General features: G+C 41.4%; 24 protein-coding genes and 1 tRNA gene. 10 read left to right on the top strand and 15 right to left on the bottom strand.

All coding sequences use genetic code 11. The annotated features are described in order from the left end of the window. Positions 1 to 2: 2 nt before the first annotated feature. Both L1266_RS15095 and rpmE read right to left on the bottom strand, forming a co-directional pair. Positions 3 to 1,244 carry a malic enzyme-like NAD(P)-binding protein gene (locus tag L1266_RS15095; RefSeq protein ID WP_235377823.1) on the bottom strand — a complete coding sequence of 414 codons (1,242 nt, stop codon included), beginning with the start codon at positions 1,242 to 1,244 and terminating at the stop codon, positions 3 to 5. Between the two features lie 535 nt (positions 1,245 to 1,779). After that, positions 1,780 to 1,995: a 50S ribosomal protein L31 gene (gene rpmE / locus L1266_RS15090; protein WP_036973208.1), complete on the bottom strand. Its 216-nt coding sequence runs from the start codon at positions 1,993 to 1,995 to the stop codon at positions 1,780 to 1,782. A gap of 233 nt (positions 1,996 to 2,228) precedes the next feature. Here rpmE and priA point away from each other — a divergent pair, with 233 nt between their 5' ends. The 5 genes from priA to L1266_RS15065 all read left to right on the top strand — a co-directional run bounded on the left by priA (position 2,229) and on the right by L1266_RS15065 (position 7,343). Further along, a complete protein-coding gene (gene priA, locus L1266_RS15085; RefSeq protein ID WP_138599279.1) occupies positions 2,229 to 4,409 on the top strand; it encodes a primosomal protein N' in 2,181 nt (726 codons plus the stop codon). A 16-nt stretch (positions 4,410 to 4,425) separates the two neighbouring features. Beyond that, the gene (locus L1266_RS15080) at positions 4,426 to 4,953 is read left to right on the top strand and encodes an SPOR domain-containing protein (RefSeq protein WP_130167267.1); all 528 of its coding nucleotides are present in this window, start codon (positions 4,426 to 4,428) and stop codon (positions 4,951 to 4,953) included. Positions 4,954 to 5,033: 80 nt separating this feature from the next. Further along, positions 5,034 to 5,552, top strand: a complete 519-nt coding sequence (hslV, locus tag L1266_RS15075) for an ATP-dependent protease subunit HslV (RefSeq protein WP_054552816.1) — start codon at positions 5,034 to 5,036, stop codon at positions 5,550 to 5,552. Positions 5,553 to 5,563: 11 nt separating this feature from the next. Next, on the top strand, positions 5,564 to 6,892 hold the full coding sequence (gene hslU, locus L1266_RS15070) for an HslU--HslV peptidase ATPase subunit (protein WP_235377822.1): 1,329 nt from the start codon (positions 5,564 to 5,566) through the stop codon (positions 6,890 to 6,892). Positions 6,893 to 6,968: 76 nt separating this feature from the next. Further along, positions 6,969 to 7,343: a gamma-butyrobetaine hydroxylase-like domain-containing protein gene (locus L1266_RS15065; protein ID WP_235377821.1), complete on the top strand. Its 375-nt coding sequence runs from the start codon at positions 6,969 to 6,971 to the stop codon at positions 7,341 to 7,343. Between the two features lie 101 nt (positions 7,344 to 7,444). On the opposite strand, the gene L1266_RS15060 is transcribed toward L1266_RS15065, so the two are convergent. The 3 genes from L1266_RS15060 to L1266_RS15050 form a co-directional block, all read right to left on the bottom strand. Further along, positions 7,445 to 9,325 carry a methyl-accepting chemotaxis protein gene (locus L1266_RS15060; RefSeq protein WP_138616133.1) on the bottom strand — a complete coding sequence of 627 codons (1,881 nt, stop codon included), beginning with the start codon at positions 9,323 to 9,325 and terminating at the stop codon, positions 7,445 to 7,447. Positions 9,326 to 9,431: 106 nt separating this feature from the next. Further along, positions 9,432 to 10,481 (bottom strand): MJ1255/VC2487 family glycosyltransferase, encoded by a 1,050-nt coding sequence (locus L1266_RS15055; protein ID WP_235377820.1) that lies wholly within the window; start codon positions 10,479 to 10,481, stop codon positions 9,432 to 9,434. Further along, positions 10,478 to 11,014, bottom strand: a complete 537-nt coding sequence (locus tag L1266_RS15050) for a phosphatase PAP2 family protein (RefSeq protein WP_054552821.1) — start codon at positions 11,012 to 11,014, stop codon at positions 10,478 to 10,480. The genes L1266_RS15055 and L1266_RS15050 overlap by 4 nt, the downstream gene beginning before the upstream one ends. Positions 11,015 to 11,226: 212 nt before the next feature. Between L1266_RS15050 and rraA the strand changes: the two genes are divergently transcribed. Beyond that, positions 11,227 to 11,724 carry a ribonuclease E activity regulator RraA gene (gene rraA, locus L1266_RS15045; RefSeq protein ID WP_054552822.1) on the top strand — a complete coding sequence of 166 codons (498 nt, stop codon included), beginning with the start codon at positions 11,227 to 11,229 and terminating at the stop codon, positions 11,722 to 11,724. Positions 11,725 to 11,729: 5 nt separating this feature from the next. Beyond that, entirely contained in the window at positions 11,730 to 12,779 is a 1,050-nt protein-coding gene (locus tag L1266_RS15040) for a formimidoylglutamase (RefSeq protein ID WP_235377819.1), read from the top strand. A 73-nt stretch (positions 12,780 to 12,852) separates the two neighbouring features. Here L1266_RS15040 and L1266_RS15035 read toward each other — a convergent pair whose 3' ends face one another. Continuing rightward, a complete protein-coding gene (locus L1266_RS15035; protein WP_138599283.1) occupies positions 12,853 to 13,356 on the bottom strand; it encodes a DUF3016 domain-containing protein in 504 nt (167 codons plus the stop codon). Between the two features lie 229 nt (positions 13,357 to 13,585). On the opposite strand from L1266_RS15035, the gene galE reads away from it, so the two are divergent. Further along, positions 13,586 to 14,599, top strand: coding sequence for a UDP-glucose 4-epimerase GalE (galE, locus tag L1266_RS15030; RefSeq protein WP_054552825.1), 1,014 nt, complete (start codon positions 13,586 to 13,588; stop codon positions 14,597 to 14,599). A 45-nt stretch (positions 14,600 to 14,644) separates the two neighbouring features. On the opposite strand, the gene L1266_RS15025 is transcribed toward galE, so the two are convergent. Together L1266_RS15025 and L1266_RS15020 are read right to left on the bottom strand one after the other, a co-directional pair. Further along, positions 14,645 to 15,346 carry a hypothetical protein gene (locus L1266_RS15025; RefSeq protein ID WP_235377818.1) on the bottom strand — a complete coding sequence of 234 codons (702 nt, stop codon included), beginning with the start codon at positions 15,344 to 15,346 and terminating at the stop codon, positions 14,645 to 14,647. 13 nt (positions 15,347 to 15,359) lie between these two features. Then, positions 15,360 to 16,379: an NADP-dependent oxidoreductase gene (locus L1266_RS15020; protein WP_138599285.1), complete on the bottom strand. Its 1,020-nt coding sequence runs from the start codon at positions 16,377 to 16,379 to the stop codon at positions 15,360 to 15,362. A gap of 108 nt (positions 16,380 to 16,487) precedes the next feature. Here L1266_RS15020 and L1266_RS15015 point away from each other — a divergent pair, with 108 nt between their 5' ends. Continuing rightward, positions 16,488 to 17,393 (top strand): LysR family transcriptional regulator, encoded by a 906-nt coding sequence (locus tag L1266_RS15015; RefSeq protein WP_138599286.1) that lies wholly within the window; start codon positions 16,488 to 16,490, stop codon positions 17,391 to 17,393. Here L1266_RS15015 and L1266_RS15010 read toward each other — a convergent pair. From L1266_RS15010 to L1266_RS14995, 4 genes are all read right to left on the bottom strand, one after another. Further along, a complete protein-coding gene (locus tag L1266_RS15010; RefSeq protein ID WP_054552829.1) occupies positions 17,378 to 17,947 on the bottom strand; it encodes a hypothetical protein in 570 nt (189 codons plus the stop codon). The two genes, L1266_RS15015 and L1266_RS15010, sit on opposite strands and share 16 nt — an antisense overlap. Positions 17,948 to 17,952: 5 nt before the next feature. Beyond that, complete coding sequence (locus tag L1266_RS15005; protein ID WP_054552830.1) at positions 17,953 to 18,456, bottom strand: RNA polymerase sigma factor; 504 nt, start codon at positions 18,454 to 18,456, stop codon at positions 17,953 to 17,955. A 21-nt stretch (positions 18,457 to 18,477) separates the two neighbouring features. Then, positions 18,478 to 19,185, bottom strand: a complete 708-nt coding sequence (locus L1266_RS15000) for a hypothetical protein (RefSeq protein ID WP_235377817.1) — start codon at positions 19,183 to 19,185, stop codon at positions 18,478 to 18,480. A gap of 257 nt (positions 19,186 to 19,442) precedes the next feature. Continuing rightward, a tRNA-Ile gene (locus L1266_RS14995) sits at positions 19,443 to 19,519 on the bottom strand. 274 nt (positions 19,520 to 19,793) lie between these two features. On the opposite strand from L1266_RS14995, the gene hemN reads away from it, so the two are divergent. Next, positions 19,794 to 21,167, top strand: a complete 1,374-nt coding sequence (hemN, locus tag L1266_RS14990; protein ID WP_235377816.1) for an oxygen-independent coproporphyrinogen III oxidase — start codon at positions 19,794 to 19,796, stop codon at positions 21,165 to 21,167. Between the two features lie 62 nt (positions 21,168 to 21,229). On the opposite strand, the gene L1266_RS14985 is transcribed toward hemN, so the two are convergent. The 3 genes from L1266_RS14985 to L1266_RS14975 all read right to left on the bottom strand — a co-directional run bounded on the left by L1266_RS14985 (position 21,230) and on the right by L1266_RS14975 (position 23,724). Beyond that, positions 21,230 to 21,745 (bottom strand): DUF2489 domain-containing protein, encoded by a 516-nt coding sequence (locus L1266_RS14985; protein ID WP_235377815.1) that lies wholly within the window; start codon positions 21,743 to 21,745, stop codon positions 21,230 to 21,232. Then, positions 21,742 to 22,341: a Der GTPase-activating protein YihI gene (gene yihI / locus L1266_RS14980; RefSeq protein WP_235377814.1), complete on the bottom strand. Its 600-nt coding sequence runs from the start codon at positions 22,339 to 22,341 to the stop codon at positions 21,742 to 21,744. The genes L1266_RS14985 and yihI overlap by 4 nt, the downstream gene beginning before the upstream one ends. Before the next feature lie 750 nt (positions 22,342 to 23,091). Continuing rightward, complete coding sequence (locus L1266_RS14975; RefSeq protein ID WP_054552855.1) at positions 23,092 to 23,724, bottom strand: c-type cytochrome; 633 nt, start codon at positions 23,722 to 23,724, stop codon at positions 23,092 to 23,094. Positions 23,725 to 23,776: the final 52 nt, after the last annotated feature.

Here is a 23,776-nt window from a genome sequence, read left to right as displayed (position 1 = left end):
GTTTAACGCATGTAATCTTCTGGCATATCGATTTGCGCCACACCCGACTCTACTGCCGCTTCAGCAACAGCACGTGCAATACGTGGTAATAAACGCGGATCCATAGGCTTAGGAATGATGTACTCGGCACCAAACTCAAGTGACTCAACGCCAGCCGCTTTTAATACTTCACTTGGTACAGGCTCTTTCGCGATGCCACGAATAGCATGAACTGCAGCAATTTTCATTTCATCATTAATTGCCGTTGCACGAACATCTAACGCGCCACGGAAAATGAATGGGAAACAAAGCACGTTATTTACTTGGTTAGGGAAATCTGAACGACCCGTTGCCATAATTAAATCGTTACGCGCGCTGTGTGCAACTTCTGGAGCAATCTCAGGATCTGGGTTTGAACATGCAAACACAACTGGCTTGTCTGCCATCAGTTTAAGATCGTCTGCATTTAACAGGTTAGGACCTGATACACCAACGAATACATCAGCATCAGCAATAACATCTTGTAATGTACGCTTATCGGTATTGTTAGCAAATAATTGCTTATACTCGTTTAAGTCATCACGACGTGTATGGATCACACCTTTACGGTCAAGCATATAAATGTGTTCACGCAGTGCGCCACACTTAATTAAAAGCTCCATACAAGCAACAGCAGCAGCACCAGCACCTAAACATACGATGATAGCATCTTCGATATCTTTGCCTTGCACTTCAAGGGCGTTAAGCATACCAGCAGCTGTAACAATAGCGGTACCATGTTGGTCATCGTGGAAAACGGGAATATCACAGCGCTCGATAAGCGCTTTTTCGATTTCAAAACATTCTGGTGCTTTAATATCTTCTAGGTTGATACCACCAAACGTATCAGCGATGTTAGCAACCGTATTAATGAAATCTTCTGTTGTGCGGTGTTTAACTTCAATATCAATTGAGTCAAGGCCAGCAAAACGTTTGAATAGTAAGGCTTTACCTTCCATTACAGGTTTTGATGCAAGCGGACCTAAGTTACCTAAACCTAAAATTGCGGTACCGTTTGAAATAACTGCAACCATGTTGCCTTTGCCTGTGTATTTATAGGCGTTTGCTGGATCAGCAGCAATTTCACGGACTGGTTCAGCCACACCTGGGCTATAAGCTAAAGCGAGATCGTTAACCGTTTCGGCTGGCTTGGTTAGTTCAACACTAATTTTACCTGGAACGGGGTGAGCGTGGTAATGTAATGCTTGTTCACGAAAATCTGACATAACGCGATAGTATCCTGCAAAAAGTTAAAAAGTGAGAGAGCTTGCATCAATACGATACCTGTAATGTATAAAAATTCCAAGTATTATCAGGTCTATCCTGTTATATGCTATATCGCTTAATTTTAAAGGATTTCCCAACAATTTCTTTGCATAGTTGCGATTAATCAGACATAAAAATTCATCTATTTATGACCTTTTAAGCACGTGTTGTTGTATTTTATACGCACGTACACTGCAATTAGCCGAAATTAGCCCAAAACAGCTATTTCAACGAAGTTCACAGCATTTACTAACAAAGTTATTTAAATTTATTATTTTTAATAACTTTTATGAAAGTTTATACAACAAAGAATATAGCCAAGGGGTGGCACTTTGTCTGCAAAAATAGCGACATAATGGGCATAACAGCCAGAAATAGTTATGCAAGATACATAAGTGAAGATGATAAGTAAGTGGCAGCGTTAATAATGAGTTTTGTGAATTTTAGGCATAAAAAAAGCACCCTAAGGTGCTTTTTTTAACTAAACAGCAGAGATTACTTCTTGCTGCTAAGTGCACCGAAGCGCTTGTTGAAACGATCAACACGGCCGCCAGTGTCTAAAATCTTTTGCTTACCAGTGTAAAACGGGTGACACTCAGAACATACGTCTAAGTGGATGTCTTTACAAAGAGTTGAGCTAGTTTCGAATTTGTTACCACATGAACAAGTTGCAGTGATAGCTTCGTACTTAGGGTGAATACCTTCTTTCATAGGGAACCTCTAGTTAAGGCCGTATCGCTCTCCAAACCCGAAGTCTGGCACCATACGCAGTTAATACAATTAATAGGCCGCGTATTTTATAGCTCAAGAAGCCTTACGACAAGCTTTAAATACATCTTTCGCTAAAAAAATAACCAAGTGGTCTGTTGTTCAGTATTTGTTGGTAGGTTTTTAACTGCAATTTTAGTACATTATCTTTCTATCTTTGTTTCAGTTGAGTTGTTATGCACTTTGTAGAAGTTGCCATAAAAGTCCCTTTACAGCGTACCTTCGATTATAAAGTTGAACAGCTGCTGCATAGCCCTGAGTTAAAGCCAGGTATGCGAGTTCGCGTGCCATTTGGTAGTCAAAAAAAGGTTGCCGTGGTACTGGCTCTTAAAACATCAACCGATGTTCCCGCTGACAAAATCAAGCCGATTATTGATGTTATAGACGACACGCCAGTGTTATCTGAGCAACATTTAGCGTTACTTAAATTCACAGCACGCTACTACTGTTACCCATTGGGAGAAACCATTCATACAGCACTTCCGGCGGCTTTAAGGCAAGGCGAATGCCCAGATAAAACCAGCATTAATATGGTTGAATTAACTGATAAAGGGGCAAAACTGCCGTCATTAAAAGCAAAAACTCAGTTAAGTTTATTAAAACAGCTAGCCGAGTCGGGCAAGTCATCGGTCACAGAATTAAAAGCGCTCGGATTTACCAAAAAAACCATCGACAGTCTGCTCGATAAAGAACTGATCACTCAGTTTATTGAACATGATAACCAATGGCAGCAACGCGCGCCGACTGTTGGTAGCAAGCCGGTGCTTAATAAAGAGCAAGCTGTTGCCTGCACCAGCATTAACCAAGCTCGTGGCTTTACCAGCTTTTTGCTTGAAGGGGTTACCGGCAGTGGTAAAACCGAAGTGTATTTGCAATGCCTAGAAGAAGTACTGAAAAAAGGTCAGCAAGCCTTAGTATTAGTGCCTGAAATTGGCTTAACACCACAAACAGTCAACCGTTTTCGTCGTCGCTTTCCTGATACACCAATTATGCTATGGCACTCAGCCCTAACAGATAACGAACGCTTACAGACCTGGCGTTTTTGTGAAAAAGGCAGCTGCGCTATAGTGATCGGCACACGTTCGAGTATTTTCTTGCCCTTTTTATCTCTTGGCATGATCATAGTTGATGAAGAGCACGACAGTTCGTTTAAGCAACAAGATACACTTCGCTATCATGCTAGAGACCTAGCCGCTTATAGGGCATACCAGCATAATATTCCTCTGGTTTTAGGTAGTGCCACACCAGCACTTGAGACCTTACATAAAGCAATTAATAACAAATATCAGCTGTTGAGCCTCACTGAACGGGCCCAAACCAGTACTGATAACCAGTTCCAATTAATGGACATGAAAGGTCAGCCTGAGCAAGCAGGGATTGCCCATGCCAGCCTTGCCTATATGCGCCAGCATTTAGAACGTGGTAAGCAAGTGATGGTGTTTTTAAACCGTCGTGGTTTTTCGCCTACCCTCATATGCCATGAGTGCGGTTGGCTAAGTGAGTGCTCACGTTGCAGCACCAGTGCAACCTTTCATAAAGCCATTGGCCAGATGATTTGTCACCACTGTGGTGAACAACACCAAGTGCCTCATCAATGCCCTGATTGTGGCAGTACGCAGATTTTTCCAAATGGCAAAGGCACTGAACAAATCGAAGAGTTTTTAACACAAACCTTCCCTGACATTCCGATTAGTCGTATCGACCGAGATTCAACTCGTCGTAAAGGCAGCTTAGAAAAAGCCCTTGATGATATTAACCAAGGCGGTGCGCGCATCTTAGTTGGCACGCAAATGTTGGCAAAAGGCCACCACTTTGCCGATGTTAGCCTTGTTTTAATCCTAGATGTCGACAGTGGATTATATTCGTGTGACTTTCGCGCCACTGAACATTTAGCGCAACTTGTTACGCAAGTGGCAGGCCGTGCAGGTCGCAGTGGTGAACCTGGGCAAGTATTATTACAAACTCACTTTCCTGAGCACCCGCTACTGCAAGACTTAGTTAATAATGGTTACCAAGATTTTGCCCGTTACGCACTGACAGAACGAGAAGACGCGCAACTTCCACCAATCACAAATATGGCTATGGTGCGTGCCGAAGGACATAACATAAATCAAGTGATGGATTTTTTAACTGATTTGGTTCCTGTCCAGAACGTATCTGGTATACAATTGCTCGGTCCGATACCCGCACCACTAGAACGTGTGGCAGGTAAATATCGCTTTCAGTTACATATTCAGGCGCAGGAACGCTCCCACTTACACCAATATTTAGCGCAAATGGTCGACTATATAAGTACCAGTAAATTAGCGCAAAAGGTGCGTTGGAGCTTAGATGTCGATCCTATAGATATGATTTAAAGGCCAATTAAGAGTCATGGCACAGCACGATTACATAAATAAAAAACCAGCAAATCGAAATAATAAAAAACAAGCCCCGGCGAAAAAGCCTTTCCCTATTATTCTTGTTTTAATTGCGCTTATCTTAGTAGGCGGGTTTGGTTACGGCCTATGGTATATCAAACATAATGCTGATCCTGAGTTAGTAGAGCAGCAAGCAAATCCTACTAAAAAAGAAGAAGTAGTTATTCCACCACCTAAGACACCTGAATTTATCAAAGAGATTAAAGAGCACGAAGTTCAGGTTGAAGTAAAAGAGATTGAACAAAAAGGCCCGTATGTCATGCAATGCGGCTCTTTTAGAACATTAGAGCAAGCACAAACATTAAAAGCTAAAATCGCTTTTGCCGGCTTAGTTGCCGAAGTTAAGAAAACTGAGGGCAGCAATGGTATTTGGTATAAAGTGCGCTTAGGCCCATACGAAACCAAACGTTTAGCTGAAAGTGACAAGAATAAACTTAAACGCATCAAAATAATGGGCTGCGGAATTTGGCTTTGGACTTGATTTTAGTTCATTCACCCATATAAACACCTCATCAATCGCTTTTTACGAGCGGCCTTGCCGCTCGATGATGAGGAATAATCATGACCACTATTGTAAGTGTACGCCGCGACGACAAGGTCGTTATTGGTGGCGACGGCCAAGTTTCACTTGGTAACACCGTAATGAAGGGCAACGCCCGCAAAGTTCGACGTCTTTATAACGGCAAAGTAATCGCTGGTTTCGCTGGCGGTACTGCTGATGCCTTCACCCTTTTCGAACGATTTGAAAGCAAACTAGAAATGCACCAAGGCAACTTAACCAAGGCTGCCGTTGAAATGGCCAAAGATTGGCGTAGTGATCGTGCACTTAGAAAGCTCGAAGCACTATTAGCAGTCGCAGACGAAACTGCTTCATTAATTATCACAGGTAACGGTGATGTTGTGCAGCCAGAAAACGACCTAATTGCGATTGGCAGTGGTGGTAACTTCGCACAATCAGCAGCCACAGCGCTACTAGAAAACACCGACCTAAGTGCACGTGACATTGTAGAGAAAAGCCTAACGATTGCAGGCAACATCTGCGTATTCACGAATAATTTCCAAACTATTGAAGAATTGTAATAGGAACTGCCATGTCTGAGATGACGCCAAGAGAAATCGTTCACGAGCTTGATCAACATATTATTGGCCAAGCTAAAGCTAAAAAAGCAGTTTCAATCGCGCTACGTAATCGCTGGCGCCGTATGCAACTGAGCGAAGATTTACGTAGTGAAGTAACACCAAAAAACATTTTAATGATTGGCCCTACTGGTGTGGGTAAAACTGAAATTGCTCGCCGCCTAGCTAAACTTGCTAATGCGCCTTTTATTAAAGTTGAAGCAACAAAGTTCACCGAAGTGGGCTATGTTGGTAAAGAAGTTGAAACGATCATCCGCGATTTAGTTGATATCTCAATTAAAATGACGCGTGAACAGCAAACCAAAAAATTCAAACATCGCGCTGAAGAAGCGGCAGAAGAGCGTATTTTAGATGCTCTTTTACCACCAGCACGCGATACCTTTGGTGAGTCAAAAACAGAAGAGAACTCTTCTACTCGTCAATCTTTCCGTAAAAAATTACGTGAAGGTCAGTTAGACGATAAAGAAATTGATATCGATGTTGCTCAAGCTCAACCTAATGTTGAGATCATGGCTCCTCCTGGTATGGAAGAAATGACCAACCAGCTTCAGAGCATGTTCCAAAACATGGGTGGCGATAAGCGCAGCAAGCGTAAGCTAAAAATCAAAGAAGCATTTAAGCTATTAGTTGAAGAAGAAGCAGCAAAGCTTGTTAACCCTGAAGAGTTAAAAGAGCAAGCTATCTTCGCAGTAGAGCAAAACGGTATCGTGTTTATCGATGAGATCGATAAAATCTGTAAACGTGGTGAAGCATCTGGCCCAGATGTTAGCCGTGAAGGTGTACAACGCGACTTACTACCATTGATCGAAGGTTCAACAGTAAGCACTAAGCACGGTATGGTTAAAACTGACCACATGTTGTTTATCGCATCTGGTGCATTCCAAATGGCTAAACCATCAGACATGATCCCAGAGCTACAAGGTCGTTTACCAATTCGCGTTGAGCTTGAAGCACTAAGTGCTGATGACTTTAAACGTATCTTAACTGAACCTCATGCTTCATTAACTGAGCAACAACGTGAGCTGTTAAAAACAGAGCAAGTTGACGTTGAGTTTACTGATGATGCCATTGAACGTATCGCGAAAGCGGCTTGGCAAGTAAATGAGAAAACCGAAAACATCGGTGCCCGTCGCTTGCACACAGTGATGGAAAAACTAATGGAAGAAATTTCATTTGATGCTTCAGAAAAAGCAGGTTCAACACTAACAATTGATGCTAATTACGTTGAGCAGCATTTAGGTGCACTTGTTGAAGATGAAGACTTAAGTCGCTTCATTCTTTAATCAACAAATTAGCGTTATAATTAAAAGCCTCCAGTTGGAGGCTTTTTAGTTTATAAATCGTAGATTCGAGGCTGACATGAAAGAAGTCACTAAAGTGCATTATCACAGCGTTAGCAAAGTATTAGATGTTCATTTTGATGATCAGACTATTGCTCAATTTAGTGCTGAATTTTTGCGTGTTCACTCACCTTCTGCTGAAGTACAAGGTCATGGCAATGAACCAATGAAAATCGTACTTGGTAAGCAACAAGTAGGAATTAACAAGATTGAGCCGGTTGGTCATTATGCGATTCGACTGGTGTTTAGCGATAATCATAATAGCGGTTTATTCAGCTGGCACTATTTAAGTGAGCTACAATCTAACCATAATGAGCTTTGGCAACAATACCAAACAAGGGTCACTGAGCACGAAGCAAGTAAAGACAGCGTGCCTATTAAGTTTGTGCCTTAATACCTATCAAAATGCCTCGATAAAGCACACCTAAAAACAAAAAAGCGCGATGACAACACCGTCACCGCGCCTTTGTCTATATATAAAGTATCAAGTAATTATTAAACTTTAAACTTATCGATTGCTTGATAAAGCACACGCGCTTGCTCTGATACTTCTTCGCTAGTTTGCGCATTAGTCGCTGCGTGACCCGATGCCTCTTGGGCGATATCACGAATACGAACCACGTTTTTATTCACCTCAGAAGCCACTTGGCTTTGCTCATCAATCGCTGTGGCAATGTGAGTGCTCATATCCATAATGGTTTGTACATCTTCGGTGATAGAACGAAGTAACTCACCGGCTTTACTTGCCTGTGCTGCACTTTCGCCACCTTGCGTACGACATTGCTGCATAATGCTCACCACTTCTTGCGTACGCCCTTGTAAGGTCGAAATGATGCTCTCGATCTCTTGTGTTGAATCTTGAGTACGCTGCGCAAGTGAGCGAACTTCATCTGCTACTACCGCAAAGCCACGGCCTTGTTCACCAGCACGCGCCGCTTCAATAGCCGCATTGAGTGCCAGTAAGTTTGTTTGCTCAGCAATGCCACGAATAACATCCAGTACAGAGCCAATCGTTTCAGCGTCTTTTTCTAATTGCGACACCACACTTGACGCATTACCGAGTGAGTCTGATAAGTGATTAATTTGCACTACCGTTGATTCAACCTCAGAACGACCTTGCTGCGCACTTAAGTTAGTCGACTCTGCTTTTTTCGCTGCTGCTTCAGTATTGTGAGAGATATCTTGGATCGTCGCCTGCATTTCTGTTGCAGCAGTAGCAACCATATCAGCTTCATGAAGTTGCTCTTGCATACCAGAGCTAGTTGCCGCTGTCGTTTCAGATAAATGCTCTGTTGCCACATTGAGTGTGCCTAGAGCGGTATTGACTTCGTAAATTAGCTTTTTAAAGTCACTAATCAAGCTATTAAAGTCAACTGTCATCGTGGTGATTTCATCTTTACCTGACTGCTCAATAGACATACTTAAATCATTACTGCGACGTATTTCATTAATCGTGTGATATACACGCTCAATAGGCATAATGATTGAACGACTAGTAAAATAGACTAACAGCATGACCAAAACGCTGGCGACAATGAAAACAAGCAACGCAATGAGTTGCGCTCGCTCGGCGCTAGACTCAACAAAAGCTTTAGTTTCCGTTGTTAATTGATTAACAATTGCATCGCTCTTTTCTACACTTCGCTTCATTTCACCTAGTGCACCTGAGTCTAGATCTAATCCTAGAGTCACCTGTGCATCGACAAGCGCTTTGAATTTAACTTGGTAAGTAGCCAAGTTACTAAGTAATTGCTTCTCATAGCCAGTTTCAAATCCTGCATTTTTAATTTCAGACTGAAAATTACTGACTAAATCATCAAATTTAGCCAGATACTTCAAATCAAATCGCAGCATAAAGTCTTTCTCTGCGCGACGAAGCTGCAGCATCAAGGTTAATAGCTGATAGTTTTCACGTTCACTGAGTAAGGTTTCAACTTGATGCACGGCTCCACGTAGCTCACCATACAACGCATCTTTAGGATGCAAACCAATTTTCTTTTGCAACACAACAACTTCATTAAAGTCATCGTAATACAATTTCGCTAAGCTTCTAAATTCATCAAGTTTTGCTGACTCCATTGATAAGTCATTAACTAGCTCGTCAAGACGTGCCATTTTAACTTTAAGCTGTGCATACTCTTTTTCAAAAAGCTCAAGACTTTCGACATCTTTATAAAACAAAAAGTTTTTTTCATGCTTGCGCATTGCAAGTTCATGAATATCAAGCTCCTCCGCATTTTGAATTGTTTCATTGAGTTTTAGCATCATGCGCGACTCAAGGATAATTACACACAGCATCACAATCATTGCAAGACCAACAACGAGCGCGTTTAATTGCAAACGACGCTTTATAGTTAAGTTTTGTAATACATTCATTCAAAGTGCCCTATAGAAACATGCATTTAAGAGTATAGCTAAACTATCTAAAGCAGCTAATAAAAAGTGATTAAACTTGTCGCACATTTTCTAATATTAGGAAGGTTTAAACAATTAGTTTTTGTTCTAAATCAACCTGTTGCCACAGGTATTTATGGAGCTGATCCACCTTTTCCCATTGCTTTTTTCTTATCCACTCAACCAAAGGTGCTGGATCGCTTGGGAAGTTGAGTTTTTTATTCTGTGGAGATTGCAGCCAATCATCCATCGCATTGGGGTTTAAATAACTCATCACATGAGCTGCCCCCATCGACAATAAAGTCTGTGCATTAATACCTTGCTCAAATTGTTTACCTAGCGGTTTTAACAATAATTTTTTACCAAGTTGTAATGCTTCACTTGCAAGTTCGAATCCAGCATTACCAATCACGCCACCCGCATTAGCAAGATCATTTAGAAACCCAACGCGTGATGGTGCTCGCAGATGGATATTACCAATTGAACAATCCTTAGCATCCGGGTGATAACAATAAAACTCTCTTTCAGGAAAATCTTTTAAGTACTCGACCACATTGTTAAGATTTTCGAATGGCAGATACACCAACACCTTATTTTCAACCATCACTGGGTTATCGTGATGATGAGTAGCAATAAATGGAGGGATAATATTTTCAGCATAAGGTTGCCAATGTACGCCTAAATAAACACTGGCTGGCGCATAGTTACGGATCAGCGCACGGCGAAAGAAAGCGCGGCCAAACATCGGCACTTTATCAGATAAAAATGCCGCTTGATGACTCATGCCAATTACCGGAATATTTTGTTGTTTAGCAGCCCATGCTGTAATTGGCTCAAAGTCATTAAATACCAAATCATAATGACGTAAATCAAGGCCTTTTATATCTTTAATTAGTTGTAGTGGACGTGCATTTTTCAATGTTTTAAAGCTATCAACCTGCCCCGATTTACTGGTAAACGACAAACCTCGAAAAACTCGGTAATCAGCAAAATCATCCATATCAAAGTAGTCTTGCTCTTTTCGACCAGAGAACACATAGTCAACATCGACTCCTAAAGCCCTAAACGTGCTAGCCATCACACGCGCACGCGTTATGTGCCCATTGCCTGTCCCTTGAATACCGTACAAAATTCTCATATAGACTCCACCACCATCACAGCTAATACTGCACAACTAGATCCCATTACTGCACCAATAACCACATCAGCGGGGTAATGCACACCAATAATCACTCTAGATGCAGCGACCCCTGATGCCCAAACCAACCACAAACCGGCAAATTCAGGTAAATACATAGTTAAAATTGTCGCCACTACAAATGCTCCCGCACTATGCCCCGATGGCAAACTAAACCTATCACTCGGCACTAAATAAGCGCCTTGTACTAAGCAATCACAAGGCCTTACCCGAGCAATTCGCTTTTTAACTAAAAAATAAATGGGTCGCTCAATGACAAAACCTACCAGTAGACTCATTGCAAGTTGTTGAAAATGCGCTTGCTCCGTAAACCACCAAAAGCTCAAAAATAGTGCAACATAAAGACCGCCATCACCACTTTTTGAAAAGCCAATGGCTGATCGCCTTAACCACACTGGCGAAGCATCATTAAACACACTTAAGAACAGCTGTTCGTCCACCTTTGCCAATTTTGTAAGTATGTTGTTTGCCATGGTGAGCTCCTTGTCATACTTTGCGTCTAATTTTTATACTCACCTCAGCTTAGGCGCTAAAAATAACAATTAAGTGACGCTTTTGAGACACTAATGTTGCGGTGACAAAATTCCTTTGATTTAAACCAATAATCCGCTATTAAGTCGTTGTTATTGAGTTGTATCAGGGTATACTGAGTACTAAACAGACAGTCTCTTTAGAGGATGAAAAAATGGATTACAGCACTTCTGATTTATGCGACCACTTTGCAGATGTGGTTGATGTGCTCGAACCAATGTTTATCAATTTTGGTGGACGCCCAAGCTTTAGTGGTCGAGTAAAAACCGTTAAATGCTTTGAAAATAACGAGCTGATCCGCGAAATTTTATCAACCGATGGCACCGACAGCGTGTTATTGATTGACGGTGGTGGTTCAACCCGACGTGCCCTAATTGATATTGAGCTGGCTGAAATCGCATTAGAAAACAACTGGCAAGGCATTATCGTTTACGGTGCTATTCGTCATGTTGATGAACTTGAAGAGCTAGACTTAGGCATTCAAGCAATTGCCTCTATTCCTGTTGCTGCCGATAGTGAAGGTGCAGGTGAAGACGGCATAGGCGTTAACTTCGCAGGCGTTTCTTTCTTTGATGACGACTTTGTTTACGCTGATAGCACCGGTATTATATTATCTGCTGAAGAATTAGAGTTAGAAATAATAGAAGACTAATCTCGGTGACAAACTACCTTAAAATTTATGATGAAGCGGCGGTAAAGCACTTATGTGTCCGCCGCGCTAACGAACTCAAAGCTTGGCAAGCCCTTGCCCTTCTCGACACTCAAGTTAACGCCCCACAAGCACTCATCGATGCAAAACAATTCGGTATTCGTTATGTCTTAGTTGGCGTATGTGAAGATATTGGCCCTCGTGCCAACTTAGGTAATGGTGGCTCAGGACAAGCGTGGCAAGCATTTTTAAAGCGCTTTTTAAACCAATCGCATAACCAGTTTTTAAACCACGAGCGTGTGTTGCTACTCGGCGAAGTGGCCCTTGATGACTTAAACCAACAAGCTGCTGACCTTGATAATAAAAACGACGCCGACTTAGCCAAACTACGTGAATTGTGCGCTGATATAGACACCCGCGTTGAGCAAGTGCTTGCAATGATCTTTACAGCTGGTCTTGAACCAATTGTAATCGGTGGCGGCCATAACAACTGCTTAGGTATTTTGCGTGCCCTTAGTAAGCAAGATGGTAAACCAGTAAATGCTATTAACTTAGACCCTCATGCTGATTTTAGAGAATGCGAAGGGCGTCATAGTGGCAATGGCTTTAGATATGCGTACAGCGAGAATCACCTTGCTGATTACCATGTGATAGGTTTACACGAATTTAAAAATAACCAAGCGATTATGGATGCCCTGACAAACGCAAACTTCACGTTTGATAGTTACCAAGACATTCAAGTACGTCGTAAAGTTGATTTATCTTCAGCATGTCAACACGCACTAGCTCAGTTTGATAATGCCTCGCTTGGCGTAGAAGTAGACTTAGACAGTATTTCGTTAATGCCAGTTAGCGCATACACCAACTGTGGTTTTAATGTGAGTGATGCAGAACACTTTGTGCATTTAGCTGCCAGCCAAGCAACAGCCCGCTACTTACATTTATGTGAAGGCGCACCATCACAACACCCGGTTAGTTTAGAAACAGGTATGAACGATGCAGGCCAAATAATCACAGCTTTAGTAAACGCCTACCTGCAAGCCAGAGAGTCTTCTTAACTTGCATTAGGCGCTATTCTTACTGAAACGTCTACTTTGCGAATAAATTCACACCTGCTGCAAACAAGGTGATTTATTCGCCAAGATTTAACGATGGTAATAGCTCATCTTCAAACCAATCGCTGATTAAACGTTTGTCGTAGTAATAAGCTTCATCGCGCCCTGTTTTCATGCGGTCCATAAAGCCCATATCTTTAAGCTTTACGTCTTTTGCTTCACTAATCACTTTACCGTCTTTATCAGTAATTGAATAATTAAGGTCAATACGTGGGAAATAAATTGGCTTGATAATGCGCAGTTCATTCATCGTTCCAAAACGCACATCACCAGCAAGGTCAAGCTCTGTTACTTCCACATTGAAGGTGTAGCCATCAGGTAACTGTTCAGCAAGCTTGTTAAAGTGCTTCTCAAAGCTCTTTGCCACGTTTTTATGAAATGCACCTTTTGGTGAGTTATTTCCGGGGCGCACATCACGGTAATCGTTAAAGTCATGCCATTTAACCTTAGCCTCCCCTGCGTGAGCAAAAGCAGGTAGTGCAATAACCATTACTAAGGCCATTTTCTTTACAATTTTCATCTTTATCTCCACTTAACAGGAATAGCTTTTGATTAAAATTTAGCAGCTGACAATTAACTATAGCTTAATAACTCAACGCTTGGATGTAACCAATATGGTGCAAAATGTAATCAAAAACAAGACACTGATATTTCTATGAAAGAAGTTTAATCACATTTTATTCATGTAATTTAACGCGAAATGTGATGAAATAAGGCTAATTCAACCAGGTATAGTTCATGGATATTTTATGACCATTTTAGTCACCGGCGGAGCCGGGTACATCGGTTCTCACACCGTTTTAGAGTTACTACAACAAGGCACAGACGTTGTTGTACTTGATAATTTAAGCAATTCATCAAATGAGTCATTGGCTCGCGTAAAACAAATCACCGGCAAAGACGTCACGTTTTATCAAGGTGATATTTTAGATAGAGCCTGTTTAGACAAAATCTTCAGTGAACACACGATTGATAGTGTTATTCACTTCGCTGGTTTAAAAGCGGTTGGTGAATCGGTTGTAAAACCTATCGAGTATTATCAAAACAACGTACAAGGTACACTGACTCTGGTTGATGCTATGCGTGATGCTGGCGTGTTTAAGTTAGTATTTAGCTCATCAGCAACCGTATACGGTGACCCAGCAAGCTTACCAATTCGCGAAGACTTCCCAGTTGGCGGCACGACTAACCCGTATGGCACATCAAAGCTTATGGTAGAGATGATGCTGCAAGATATCGCGAAATCCGATGAACGCTTTGCCTTTGTTATCTTACGTTACTTTAACCCTGTAGGCGCACATGAGTCTGGCCTTATTGGTGAAGACCCTAATGGTATTCCTAACAACTTATTACCTTATATTTCGCAAGTTGCTGTGGGTAAACTAGAAAAGCTTGGTGTGTTTGGGGATGACTACGATACTGTAGATGGTACAGGTGTTCGTGACTATATCCACGTTGTCGATTTAGCATTAGGTCACTTAAAAGCACTGAACCGAATTGCAAGTGATACAGGTGCGCACGTATTTAACCTAGGCACAGGTAATGGTTATTCAGTACTGCAGATGGTTACCGCTTTTGAGAAAGCCAGCGGTCAAGCCGTACCTTACCAAATTTCGCCGCGTCGAGCGGGCGATATTGCAGCTTGCTACGCAGCTCCAGAAAAAGCATTAAAAGAACTTGGCTGGCAAGCAGAGCGTGGCATCGATGAGATGATGCAAGATACATGGCGCTGGCAAAGCAATAACCCGAACGGTTACAAATAGTCAGAAGAATTAAAAGGCACTTACAAATAAGTGCCTTTTTACTGGCTACTTTATAAAATCCTGCGTTTCAAAATAAACTATTTGGCTGTACTCACAGTCATTAAAGCCACTTGATAATTGCGTAAATGTTGGCACGTTTACTTCTACCTGCAAACGCTCAGCTTCACACCCTCTTACTAAAGCAATGGCGTCAAATGACGGGCTGGCCTGTATTTGATGTACCAATATTTGTATTCCTTGTTCATTTGTCGCTTTATTTATTCTTTGCCAGCGCGGTTGCGACACGTGCTGAGTCGATGACAGTGCTCGTTTATATACAAGAGAAACAAACTTAAAGTTTTCATCCTTTAGCCATTTTTTACCGCCTCGTTCAAAATGACCGAAGAATAATTGGCTGGGCACACTCAATGTCTGCCCAGCAATTAACTTATTCAAGTCAAACTTAGCAGGCAATAGAGTGATCATAGAGTTTAAATACTGAGGAGTTGAATCACTTTCTTGCACAGTAAGCCAACGAATTAGTTCTTTCTCATAGCGAGTTTCTACACGATAAATTAATTGGTAATCATGCGGGGCGTGGTACAAAGGAAGGTGGCTGGCATAGAGCTCAACGCCATCGGTGAACAACACCATGCCATGCATACCAACTCGGCTATGCGCATGAAAATGCTTAACCTCTTTTGCTATGCTTTTAAAACTGACAATTAAACAGCAAAGTAACAACAGAACAGCGAAATTTGCTTTCATTTTTTAATACCTTTTATTTAACACGAACAATCGCTTTACCGATATTCTTCCCTTCGAACAATCCCTCAAGCGCGCTTGGTAAATTTTCAAAGCCATTAATTTCGGTTGTTTTAAATTGGATCTCTCCTGCTTTTAACCACGGCAAAATATGATTAATCATTTCAGGCATACGGTGAGTAAAGTCTCTTGCTAAAATCCCTTGAATTGTCGCTCGTTTATAAAGTAATTGATGAAGAAAGCGAGGGCCTAGTTCGGGGTTGTCAAGCGAGCCATCGTACTGCGAGATTTGCCCGCAAATCACTACACGAGCACGCAAGTTTAAGCTGCTCAACACCGCATCAGTGTTCATCCCGCCAACATTATCAAAATAAACATCAACACCACCAAGCTCCATCAACCTTTCGTGCAACTGTTGGGCTGAGTCAAATTGCTTATAGTTAAGCGCATAAGCGACCCCGAGCTTTTCTAACCAAGTACATTTTTCTTCAGATCCAGCTAAGGCAATAACACGACAACCATTTTTTATAGCAAACTGAGTAACTAACGAACCCACGGCTCCAGCAGCACCTGAAACGACAACCGTCTCGCCGGCTTTTGGTTTACCTGCTTCCATTAAACCAAACCAAGCTGTTCGCCCAGGCATACCTAAAACACCTAGTGCCGTTCTTACATCGGCATCATTAGGGTTTAAGGCTTGTATTTCATTGGCATGGACAACTGCATGAGTTTGCCAACCTGAATAAGCGCTTACCCAATCACCTTGCTTAAATCGCTCGCTGTTTGACTTTAAAACCTGAGCAACAACCGCAGCCCCTTGCACTGTATTTAATGCATGAGGTTGCTCCCAATTCGGCTTAGCAGCCTGTTGAATACGCATATATGGATCGACAGAAATGTACTTTGCCTCTAGCAGCACTTCGTTTTTAGCCAATGTCGGCGAAATTACAGATTCTCGCAATGCATAATGCTGCTCACTGACACGTCCATCAGGGCGCTTAACATAAAACCACTGCTTAAGATTGTAAGACGTCATCGCTCTCTCATTTAATGAAATTTAATAACGAAATTATTGCACTTAAACAATTAACCATTAAGCTATTAAAACTATCTATACGTTTCCATATTGGAATTAGAGGCAAACTTGGATACAGAAGATTTACGAAAGTTTTTGGTCATCGCAAAGCACAATAACTTACAGCAAGCATCTGCAACATTAAATGTCACACCTGGTGCGCTTTCGAAGGTCATAAAACGGCTCGAAATTAAGCTAAATACACAACTATTTAAGCGAATTGGTCGAAATATAAAACTAAATCAGCAAGGTGAAAAATTTCGCCATTATGCGCTTAATTTGGTTCATGAGGCTGATCAAGCTATCAGCGAGTTTAATGGAAGCACGAAAAATACGGTTGTTAACTTATCCGGCCCCTCTTTGCTGCTACAGCATTACCTGCCTTTTTTATTATCGCAATTTAATGAGCAAGGTTTTCAATTTAATATTGATACAAGTTGGGAAGGTCAAGCCATTGAACAGGTTGCCAGCGGCCATGCCCATTTAGCTTTAGTTACCGAAGTGGCATTAAATGAAAGCACACTGCAAAGTGACTTTGAACGTATATATTTAGGCACAACTACTTTCAAAGTTGTAGCTGCGCACTCGCATCCATTATTCGAACAGTTTAGTAAGGGTTCACTCACCAACAGAGAGCTTTTTCAATTTAGTTTTGCTTGTCCGAGTATTTCACCCTTTTGTGGCGTAACTAGGGGTGTCGGCTCAGATGGTTGGCGAGATGACAAAGTACCTAGAACCATAAGTTATCGCTGCAACGATTTCAGCACCTTGCTGTCACTCGTCAAACAAGGGATTGCATTAGCATACGTCCCTGATTTTATTGCAAACGATCCAGCCCTCAAAGTCATCGATGTATTAGACTGTAACTACACTTGCCAAGAGCGCCTCGAGCTGGTTTACAAACCAAGTTTAGCTACTGGCTGGTTAAATCAATTCGCAGCAAAAGTGAGAGCCGCACATCAGCGCATTGCTTGAATGCTCTCAAGTGCTACAGCTAGCTGTGTTTTTAATTTTTTATAGCGTATATAAACAGCCAGCACGATAATACCATTAATACCAAGCTGGATAAGCCATAGGCTGTATGTTTTAAACATAACCATATTAAACAAGGCAGCGATTAACAAAGCGCACCAAAGCACAACGCAGCCAATAAAACTCACATGCCAGTAATGAACTTGGTGCTTCAGCTGATTCTCTTTAAAATTAAGCATTGCATTAACGTCTAGTGTTTCTGCTCGCCACAGCTTTCGCCTTAAACGGTATGACCAAATTCCAAAACCTAGAGGAATAGGCACTAATAGCGCAAACATAATGGTTTCATAGGTATTTTTTGCTTCAAACAACATGGCGTAAATACAAAATACGGTTACCACAACACCTAAAAATGAGTCGATTAACCCTTTTAGCTTTAACTTAGTTCGCGACTTTTGCGTTTGTGCTATTAACGCTGCACTATCCACTTTCGGCGTTGCCTGCACGAATGCCTGCTGCCACTTAGCTAATTGATCATCTGCTTCGAATTTATCCACTTTATTTACTCCATTAGGCTCGCAATTTGCTGTCTTGCTCTACTGGCACGTTTAGCAACAGCATCTTCAGACAGTCCCAGCGTTTGAGCTATCTCACTTTGATTAAACCCTTCAAGCTGTAAAGCAAGCACCTGCCGATATTTCAGCGTTAATTTACGAAGGGCAGCCATTAAATCTAAACTGTCGTCTGGTGACTTATGCGCACTTAAGGCTTGGGTGTAATCAATACTTTCAGAGCTTGCCACCTCTTTGCGGTTTTGCTCTTTTATCACATGATCAACCGCTTTATTGTGAGCTATTCGGGCAATATAGGTTTTTATGCTGGCATCGCCCCGAAAGGCAACATCGGGTGATGAGTCATTACTTTCAAAAGCGCGCCAAACAGCCAGCGACATCTCTTGAATTAGCTCATCTTGTAGCGCTTGATTGATCTCGTAGGTTGCAGCAACACGCGCCAACAGCGGCGCGTATTCATTCAGCAATGTGTTTATTTGAACATCAGCTTTCACTGTACTTCCATGTTTTTATTATTATTTGAACAAACGATTATAGGCACAAAAGTAGGTACATGCTAATACCGGCCCTACCAACAACATAGGTAAAAGACTATAAGGGGCAGCAAAGGTAACGAGCATATTAATCAAACAAAGCATGCTTAATGGTTTAATCACCTTTAGTGCCGTTGTAATGCCTTCTTTAACAGCTGCACTAAGCGAAGCATTGTTTAAAAGTAACAGAGGTACCACAAACATAAGCAACATATTTACAGGAACAATTGATACAAACATGACCCCTACGCGCCAGCGCTCAACATCAACAAACTGACCTGACAATAAAGCCGATAACTGCTCACTACCAATCAAAGTACTCCCAACAGCAAATTGCACCAGCGCCAGTAAAATACCAACAACTGACCACACGGCAACTCGCCCCCACTTCATCCATGTTGCATTGTGCTTAAATGAAAAGCCTTGCTGATTATTCAGGTTAAACAACAATGGCCACACCGTCGCCATTAACATAGGCGCTAACCATTTTGATACAGTTAAACCTGTAGGTGCAGGTAATAGCTGCACTAAGCCTGGCACAATAGCGAACAGCGTCATAAGTAAAAAAAGTTTAAACGGTGCTTTTTTAAATAACCCCCACCCTTCTTTTAACCAAACAGCAGCATCACTAAATGGTGCATTTGTTGAATCAAGTTTTAGCGTATTCACAGTTGATGTTGTAGTCGTCATAAGTTTGTCCTTTTCGTAAAAATAGATACATAAGACACTGCCTATCGCTACCACCTAATAGGAACAACTTCGTGTCATTTGCAGCTATAGACGAGACAAACACAGAAAACCTGACAAAATATTTTTAAAAAATTAAAAAATAATTTTATTTCGTTGAACTTTAAAGATAAAAAAGAGGTGGAACAATAGTGGAACGCAGCTGCTTGAGATAGATTTAAGCTTTGATTTTTGGTTTTTGGTTTTTTACAGCAAGAAAATGGTGGCCCCTCCCAGACTTGAACTGGGGACCTAACGATTATGAGTCGTGTGCTCTAACCAACTGAGCTAAGGGGCCATTGTATTAGCGAAAGCTAAATTTTTTGATGCGTTTAACAGGTTTAACTGACTAAAGCGGGATGCAGTATAAAAAGTTTTTGCAACCTTGTCACTAGCAAAACCCTTTATTTTAACAATCACTAAATTAACTGCTCAAATAGTAAACTCTTTGTTTTTACAACGACCTTAAAGCATTGCCGATTCGTTTCTATTCTCCGACATTGTTCTAGATCAAATAGCTAACTTGCTAAACTCGTTAAAATAGCCGCTCAATCAATTGCGGAGTGCTGACTGTGATAAATTTACCAAGCTGGGATCAATCTCTGATCAACAAGTACAATATTTCTGGGCCACGATATACATCTTACCCAACAGCATTGTCTTTAGCTGATGGTTATAAGCAACAAGATATGATTAACGCGATTGCGGCATCGAAAAGCCGTTCTTTATCGCTGTATATCCATATCCCTTTTTGCAGTCAGCTTTGTTATTACTGTGGTTGTAATAAGGTGATCACTCGTCATCAATCTAAAGCCGATTTATACCTAGATAACTTAGCGCTTGAAATTGCTGAGCAAGCAACACTTTTTGCCGATTATAACGTTGAGCAACTGCATTTAGGGGGTGGTACGCCAACGTTCTTATCGGCAGAGCAAATGAGCCGTTTAATGGCATTGGTTGAGCAGCATTTTAATTTTGCTGATGATGCCGAGCGCGGTATTGAGATTGACCCTCGTTCTTTAGCTGATGGCATGCTAGTTCACCTACGTCAGCTTGGCTTCAATCGTGTCTCGTTTGGTATTCAGGATTTCAATGATGATGTGCAGCTGGCAGTTAATCGCCCACAAAGCGTGCAATCTGTAAAAGGTTTAATAAGTGAGGCTCGTGAACTTGGCTTTAAGTCTATTAATGCAGATATGATTTACGGTTTGCCACTGCAAACACCAGAGAGTTTTAAAGAGACGATTGCGCAGCTGATAGAGTTAAACCCTGATCGCGTGTCGGTATTTAACTATGCCCACTTACCAGATAGATTCGCTGCTCAGCGTAAAATTAAAGACGCTGACTTACCATCTGCTGGCGACAAGCTCACTATGTTCAAAAATACCCTTGAGCAGATGTTAGCGGCGGGTTATCAGTTTATTGGTATGGACCACTTTGCCCGTAAAGACAATGAACTAGCAATTGCACAAAACGCAGGTCAATTACACCGTAATTTCCAAGGTTACACAACGCATGGCCAATGTGACTTATTAGGTTTGGGTGTGTCATCTATTTCGCAAATAGGCAATGCCATTTTACAAAACGAAAAAGAGTTAAAGCACTATTACAAAGCCGTGCAAGAAGGCTATGGCAGTGCAATCTGTAAAGGTGTTGCTTTAACTGATGACGATACGTTACGTGCCGCAGTGATCAAACAATTGATCTGCCAGTTTGAGCTGGATATTCCAGCAATCGAAAAACAGTTTAATATTAACTTTGCCAGCTACTTCTGCGAGGCACTACAGGCACTCGACCCATTACTAGCTGATGGCTTGGTGTCTGTTAGCCAAGATAAGATCACAGTAACAGCTCGCGGTAATTTATTTATTCGTATTATTTGTATGTGCTTTGATGCGCACCTACAACAACAAATCAAGCAAACTCGTTTCTCACGAGTTATCTAGCCCAACAAAAAGCAGAGCCTAGGCTCTGCTTTTTATTTTGTTTAATTCAACGATACGTCAACTTAATTGAATACTACGTTTTCGCTGCCTGGAGCGGCTTTAAACTCTTCAATTATACGTGCGCAATCTGCTTTAATTTCATCGCTATGCTGCTCTTCAGCACGCCAGCGAGCAGTGTCCATTTTAAAAATCTCTTTTTTAGAGTATTTCTTACGGGCATCGTGCGTTGGCATATCTTTTACGACTTCGTACATTTTAAATATGCCTGGGTAGCGCTCACTTAGCTCAAACTCTTCAGCAAAGCTATATTGAGAGATCAGCACCCAAATACGTAAGCAGCCTTCTGAGAACTCACATTGCTCTTCATTCATTGCACGGGCAATTAAATGAATGCTATCGGCTAACTTTGCATTACGCTTTGCTTTTGATGCCGCTAGCTTTTGCTCCTGCTCAGCTTGCTTCTTGGCAATAAGCTTATTTTGCTCTTTTAGTTTATACAGAAGTTGTCCTGCATAAAACGCAAGCCCTGCGATAATTGCCGCACCAATTACGATGGCAATAATCAAGGTTGTGCTCATCGCTTATCCTCATCTTCGTCATCAAACCATTCGTTGGCTAAATCATCAGATAAGTACTTATCGAAGTCAGATTCACCTTCATCGTACGAATCATCTTCAAAGTCATCTTCGTACTCGTCTTCATCTTCAATGCCTAATAACTCGCAAAGTGCTTGGTGGCGAGCAATACGGCTATTGAAGTACTTAGCGTCTTTACCTGTTAATAACTCACCGCGCTCATGACGCTCAACCAGCTTAAGTAGACGCTCGTCATTCTCTAGCGCTTCTAACTCTTGCTCTGGCGTTAATTCAGGCTCAGCCACTTTCTTAAGCTCAACCATAGGCTTTAAGTTGCGTTTCATTTCAACTTTCGGCTCAGCCTTAGGCGCAACTAAAGAAACTGGCTTTTTACTACCAACACGCTTATCTTTCGGTTGATTGTTCGCTGCAGTGTTTTCTGCACTGTGTGCATCAGGTGCATTTCGAGACCCAGGTTTAGCACCTTTGGTCTTTTTAACTCGCTGCTCTTTTAACGCGCGCATCTCTCTAAGCTTTTCTTTGCTTAGACGTACAGGACCATTCGATGGAATTTTACGCGACTTTTTCTTTCTACTCATATCTTGATCATCTCACTTAAGAGGTTGTGCACAACGCCTTTGTGGCATTGTAATGCTGGCATAACCAGAAGAATTCGATGTGCGGATGTGGTTGGTCAACTTGACGAACTGCGCACTTTTCATACTTTTAGTACAAACGGTGGCTATTGTAACAGGACAAATAAAAAGGCGGTAGAGAAAACATCTCTACCGCCTACTAATCTGAGCGCCAATTATCTGGACACTTCTCCCTTCGACTTTTTAGTCTTTATTATTTTTATTATTATTGTTTATCCATTTTGTTATTGTTTTAACCTTCCGTGTAGCATTCCATTTTGTTTTTATTATTAAACTTCCATGAGCTTTTATTATTCTCGGTCAATCCTGACACTTTTTTGTTATTTCCTTTAGGACACCTAACTAGTGTCAACCCCTAAAGATTTGCCGCAGTTACTTTCCTTATTACATTGTCCATGTTGTTTTTGCTGTCTCAGCGACAGTGGTTAATTTACTTATTAATAAAATTGTTACAACTAATTTATATAATTTTTCTTACAGATGACTTATTGCAACATTGTCATTTTAATTAATAACAAAGACTTAGCAAAAATAGTGAAATAAAAATAAGACTTGGCTTACAGCTAGATATGGTCAATGTCTCACAAGGGAGTGGGAAATTTCGACATACGTTAGGTACAAAAAAAGCAGCTTGCGCTGCTTTTTCAAACTCTTTACATACTACTGCGGAGCATTTCTTTCCGCAATCATACTTTAGTGTAAGCCACCTAAGTATTTTGAAAGTACTTCGATGTCTTTGTCTGTTAGCTTTTTAGCGATGTCTTGCATCATACCGTTTAAGTCGTTATTACGCGTACCATCACGGAATTTTTCAAGTTGTGACTTGATGTATTCTGGATGTTGGAACGAAATTTTCGGGAATTTAGCTAGTGATGTACCGTTACCACGAGGACCGTGACACGCAGCACATGCTGGAATACCACGCTCTGCATCACCGGCTTTATAAAGCTGCTGACCTACTTCTACTACATCTTTAGGTGTTGCACCTTCAGACATATTTAAAGAAGAGAAGTAAGCTGCTAGGTCTTTCATGTCTTGATCGCTAAGCGGCATAGCCATACCACTCATTACTGGATCCATACGACCTTCTTTGCCGCCAGATGTCATACCTAATTTAAACTCTTGTAATTGTTTATAGATATAATCTGCGTGTTGGCCTGCAATTTTAGGGTAGATATTAACCGGTGCATTACCGTCTGGGCCGTGACAAGCCGCACACGTTGCCGATTTCTCTTTACCTGCGTTTACATCGCCATCAAATGCTGTTGCGTTGCTTGCTGACAACGTACCAAGCAATATAGTTAAAGATAGTGCTATTTTTTTCATGGTGAATTCTCTGTTTCCGACCCTGTATCATCTACAATATGGATGTTGTGAT

Origin of the sequence: Pseudoalteromonas sp. Cn5-37 (assembly GCF_021532495.1) — a bacterium.
Classification (GTDB): domain Bacteria; phylum Pseudomonadota; class Gammaproteobacteria; order Enterobacterales; family Alteromonadaceae; genus Pseudoalteromonas; species Pseudoalteromonas simplex.
This window is presented reverse-complemented; position numbering and strand designations above follow the sequence as displayed.

Bases quoted from the DNA above. Each gene is read 5' to 3' on its own strand.
- L1266_RS15095 (WP_235377823.1), bottom strand. From the start codon at position 1,244: ATGTCAGATTTTCGTGAACAAGCATTACATTACCACGCTCACCCCGTT.
- rpmE (WP_036973208.1), bottom strand. From the start codon at position 1,995: ATGAAAGAAGGTATTCACCCTAAGTACGAAGCTATCACTGCAACTTGT.
- priA (WP_138599279.1), top strand. From the start codon at position 2,229: ATGCACTTTGTAGAAGTTGCCATAAAAGTCCCTTTACAGCGTACCTTC.
- L1266_RS15080 (WP_130167267.1), top strand. From the start codon at position 4,426: ATGGCACAGCACGATTACATAAATAAAAAACCAGCAAATCGAAATAAT.
- hslV (WP_054552816.1), top strand. From the start codon at position 5,034: ATGACCACTATTGTAAGTGTACGCCGCGACGACAAGGTCGTTATTGGT.
- hslU (WP_235377822.1), top strand. From the start codon at position 5,564: ATGTCTGAGATGACGCCAAGAGAAATCGTTCACGAGCTTGATCAACAT.
- L1266_RS15065 (WP_235377821.1), top strand. From the start codon at position 6,969: ATGAAAGAAGTCACTAAAGTGCATTATCACAGCGTTAGCAAAGTATTA.
- L1266_RS15060 (WP_138616133.1), bottom strand. From the start codon at position 9,325: ATGAATGTATTACAAAACTTAACTATAAAGCGTCGTTTGCAATTAAAC.
- L1266_RS15055 (WP_235377820.1), bottom strand. From the start codon at position 10,481: ATGAGAATTTTGTACGGTATTCAAGGGACAGGCAATGGGCACATAACG.
- L1266_RS15050 (WP_054552821.1), bottom strand. From the start codon at position 11,014: ATGGCAAACAACATACTTACAAAATTGGCAAAGGTGGACGAACAGCTG.
- rraA (WP_054552822.1), top strand. From the start codon at position 11,227: ATGGATTACAGCACTTCTGATTTATGCGACCACTTTGCAGATGTGGTT.
- L1266_RS15035 (WP_138599283.1), bottom strand. From the start codon at position 13,356: ATGAAAATTGTAAAGAAAATGGCCTTAGTAATGGTTATTGCACTACCT.
- galE (WP_054552825.1), top strand. From the start codon at position 13,586: ATGACCATTTTAGTCACCGGCGGAGCCGGGTACATCGGTTCTCACACC.
- L1266_RS15025 (WP_235377818.1), bottom strand. From the start codon at position 15,346: ATGAAAGCAAATTTCGCTGTTCTGTTGTTACTTTGCTGTTTAATTGTC.
- L1266_RS15020 (WP_138599285.1), bottom strand. From the start codon at position 16,379: ATGACGTCTTACAATCTTAAGCAGTGGTTTTATGTTAAGCGCCCTGAT.
- L1266_RS15000 (WP_235377817.1), bottom strand. From the start codon at position 19,185: ATGACGACTACAACATCAACTGTGAATACGCTAAAACTTGATTCAACA.
- L1266_RS14985 (WP_235377815.1), bottom strand. From the start codon at position 21,745: ATGAGCACAACCTTGATTATTGCCATCGTAATTGGTGCGGCAATTATC.
- yihI (WP_235377814.1), bottom strand. From the start codon at position 22,341: ATGAGTAGAAAGAAAAAGTCGCGTAAAATTCCATCGAATGGTCCTGTA.
- L1266_RS14975 (WP_054552855.1), bottom strand. From the start codon at position 23,724: ATGAAAAAAATAGCACTATCTTTAACTATATTGCTTGGTACGTTGTCA.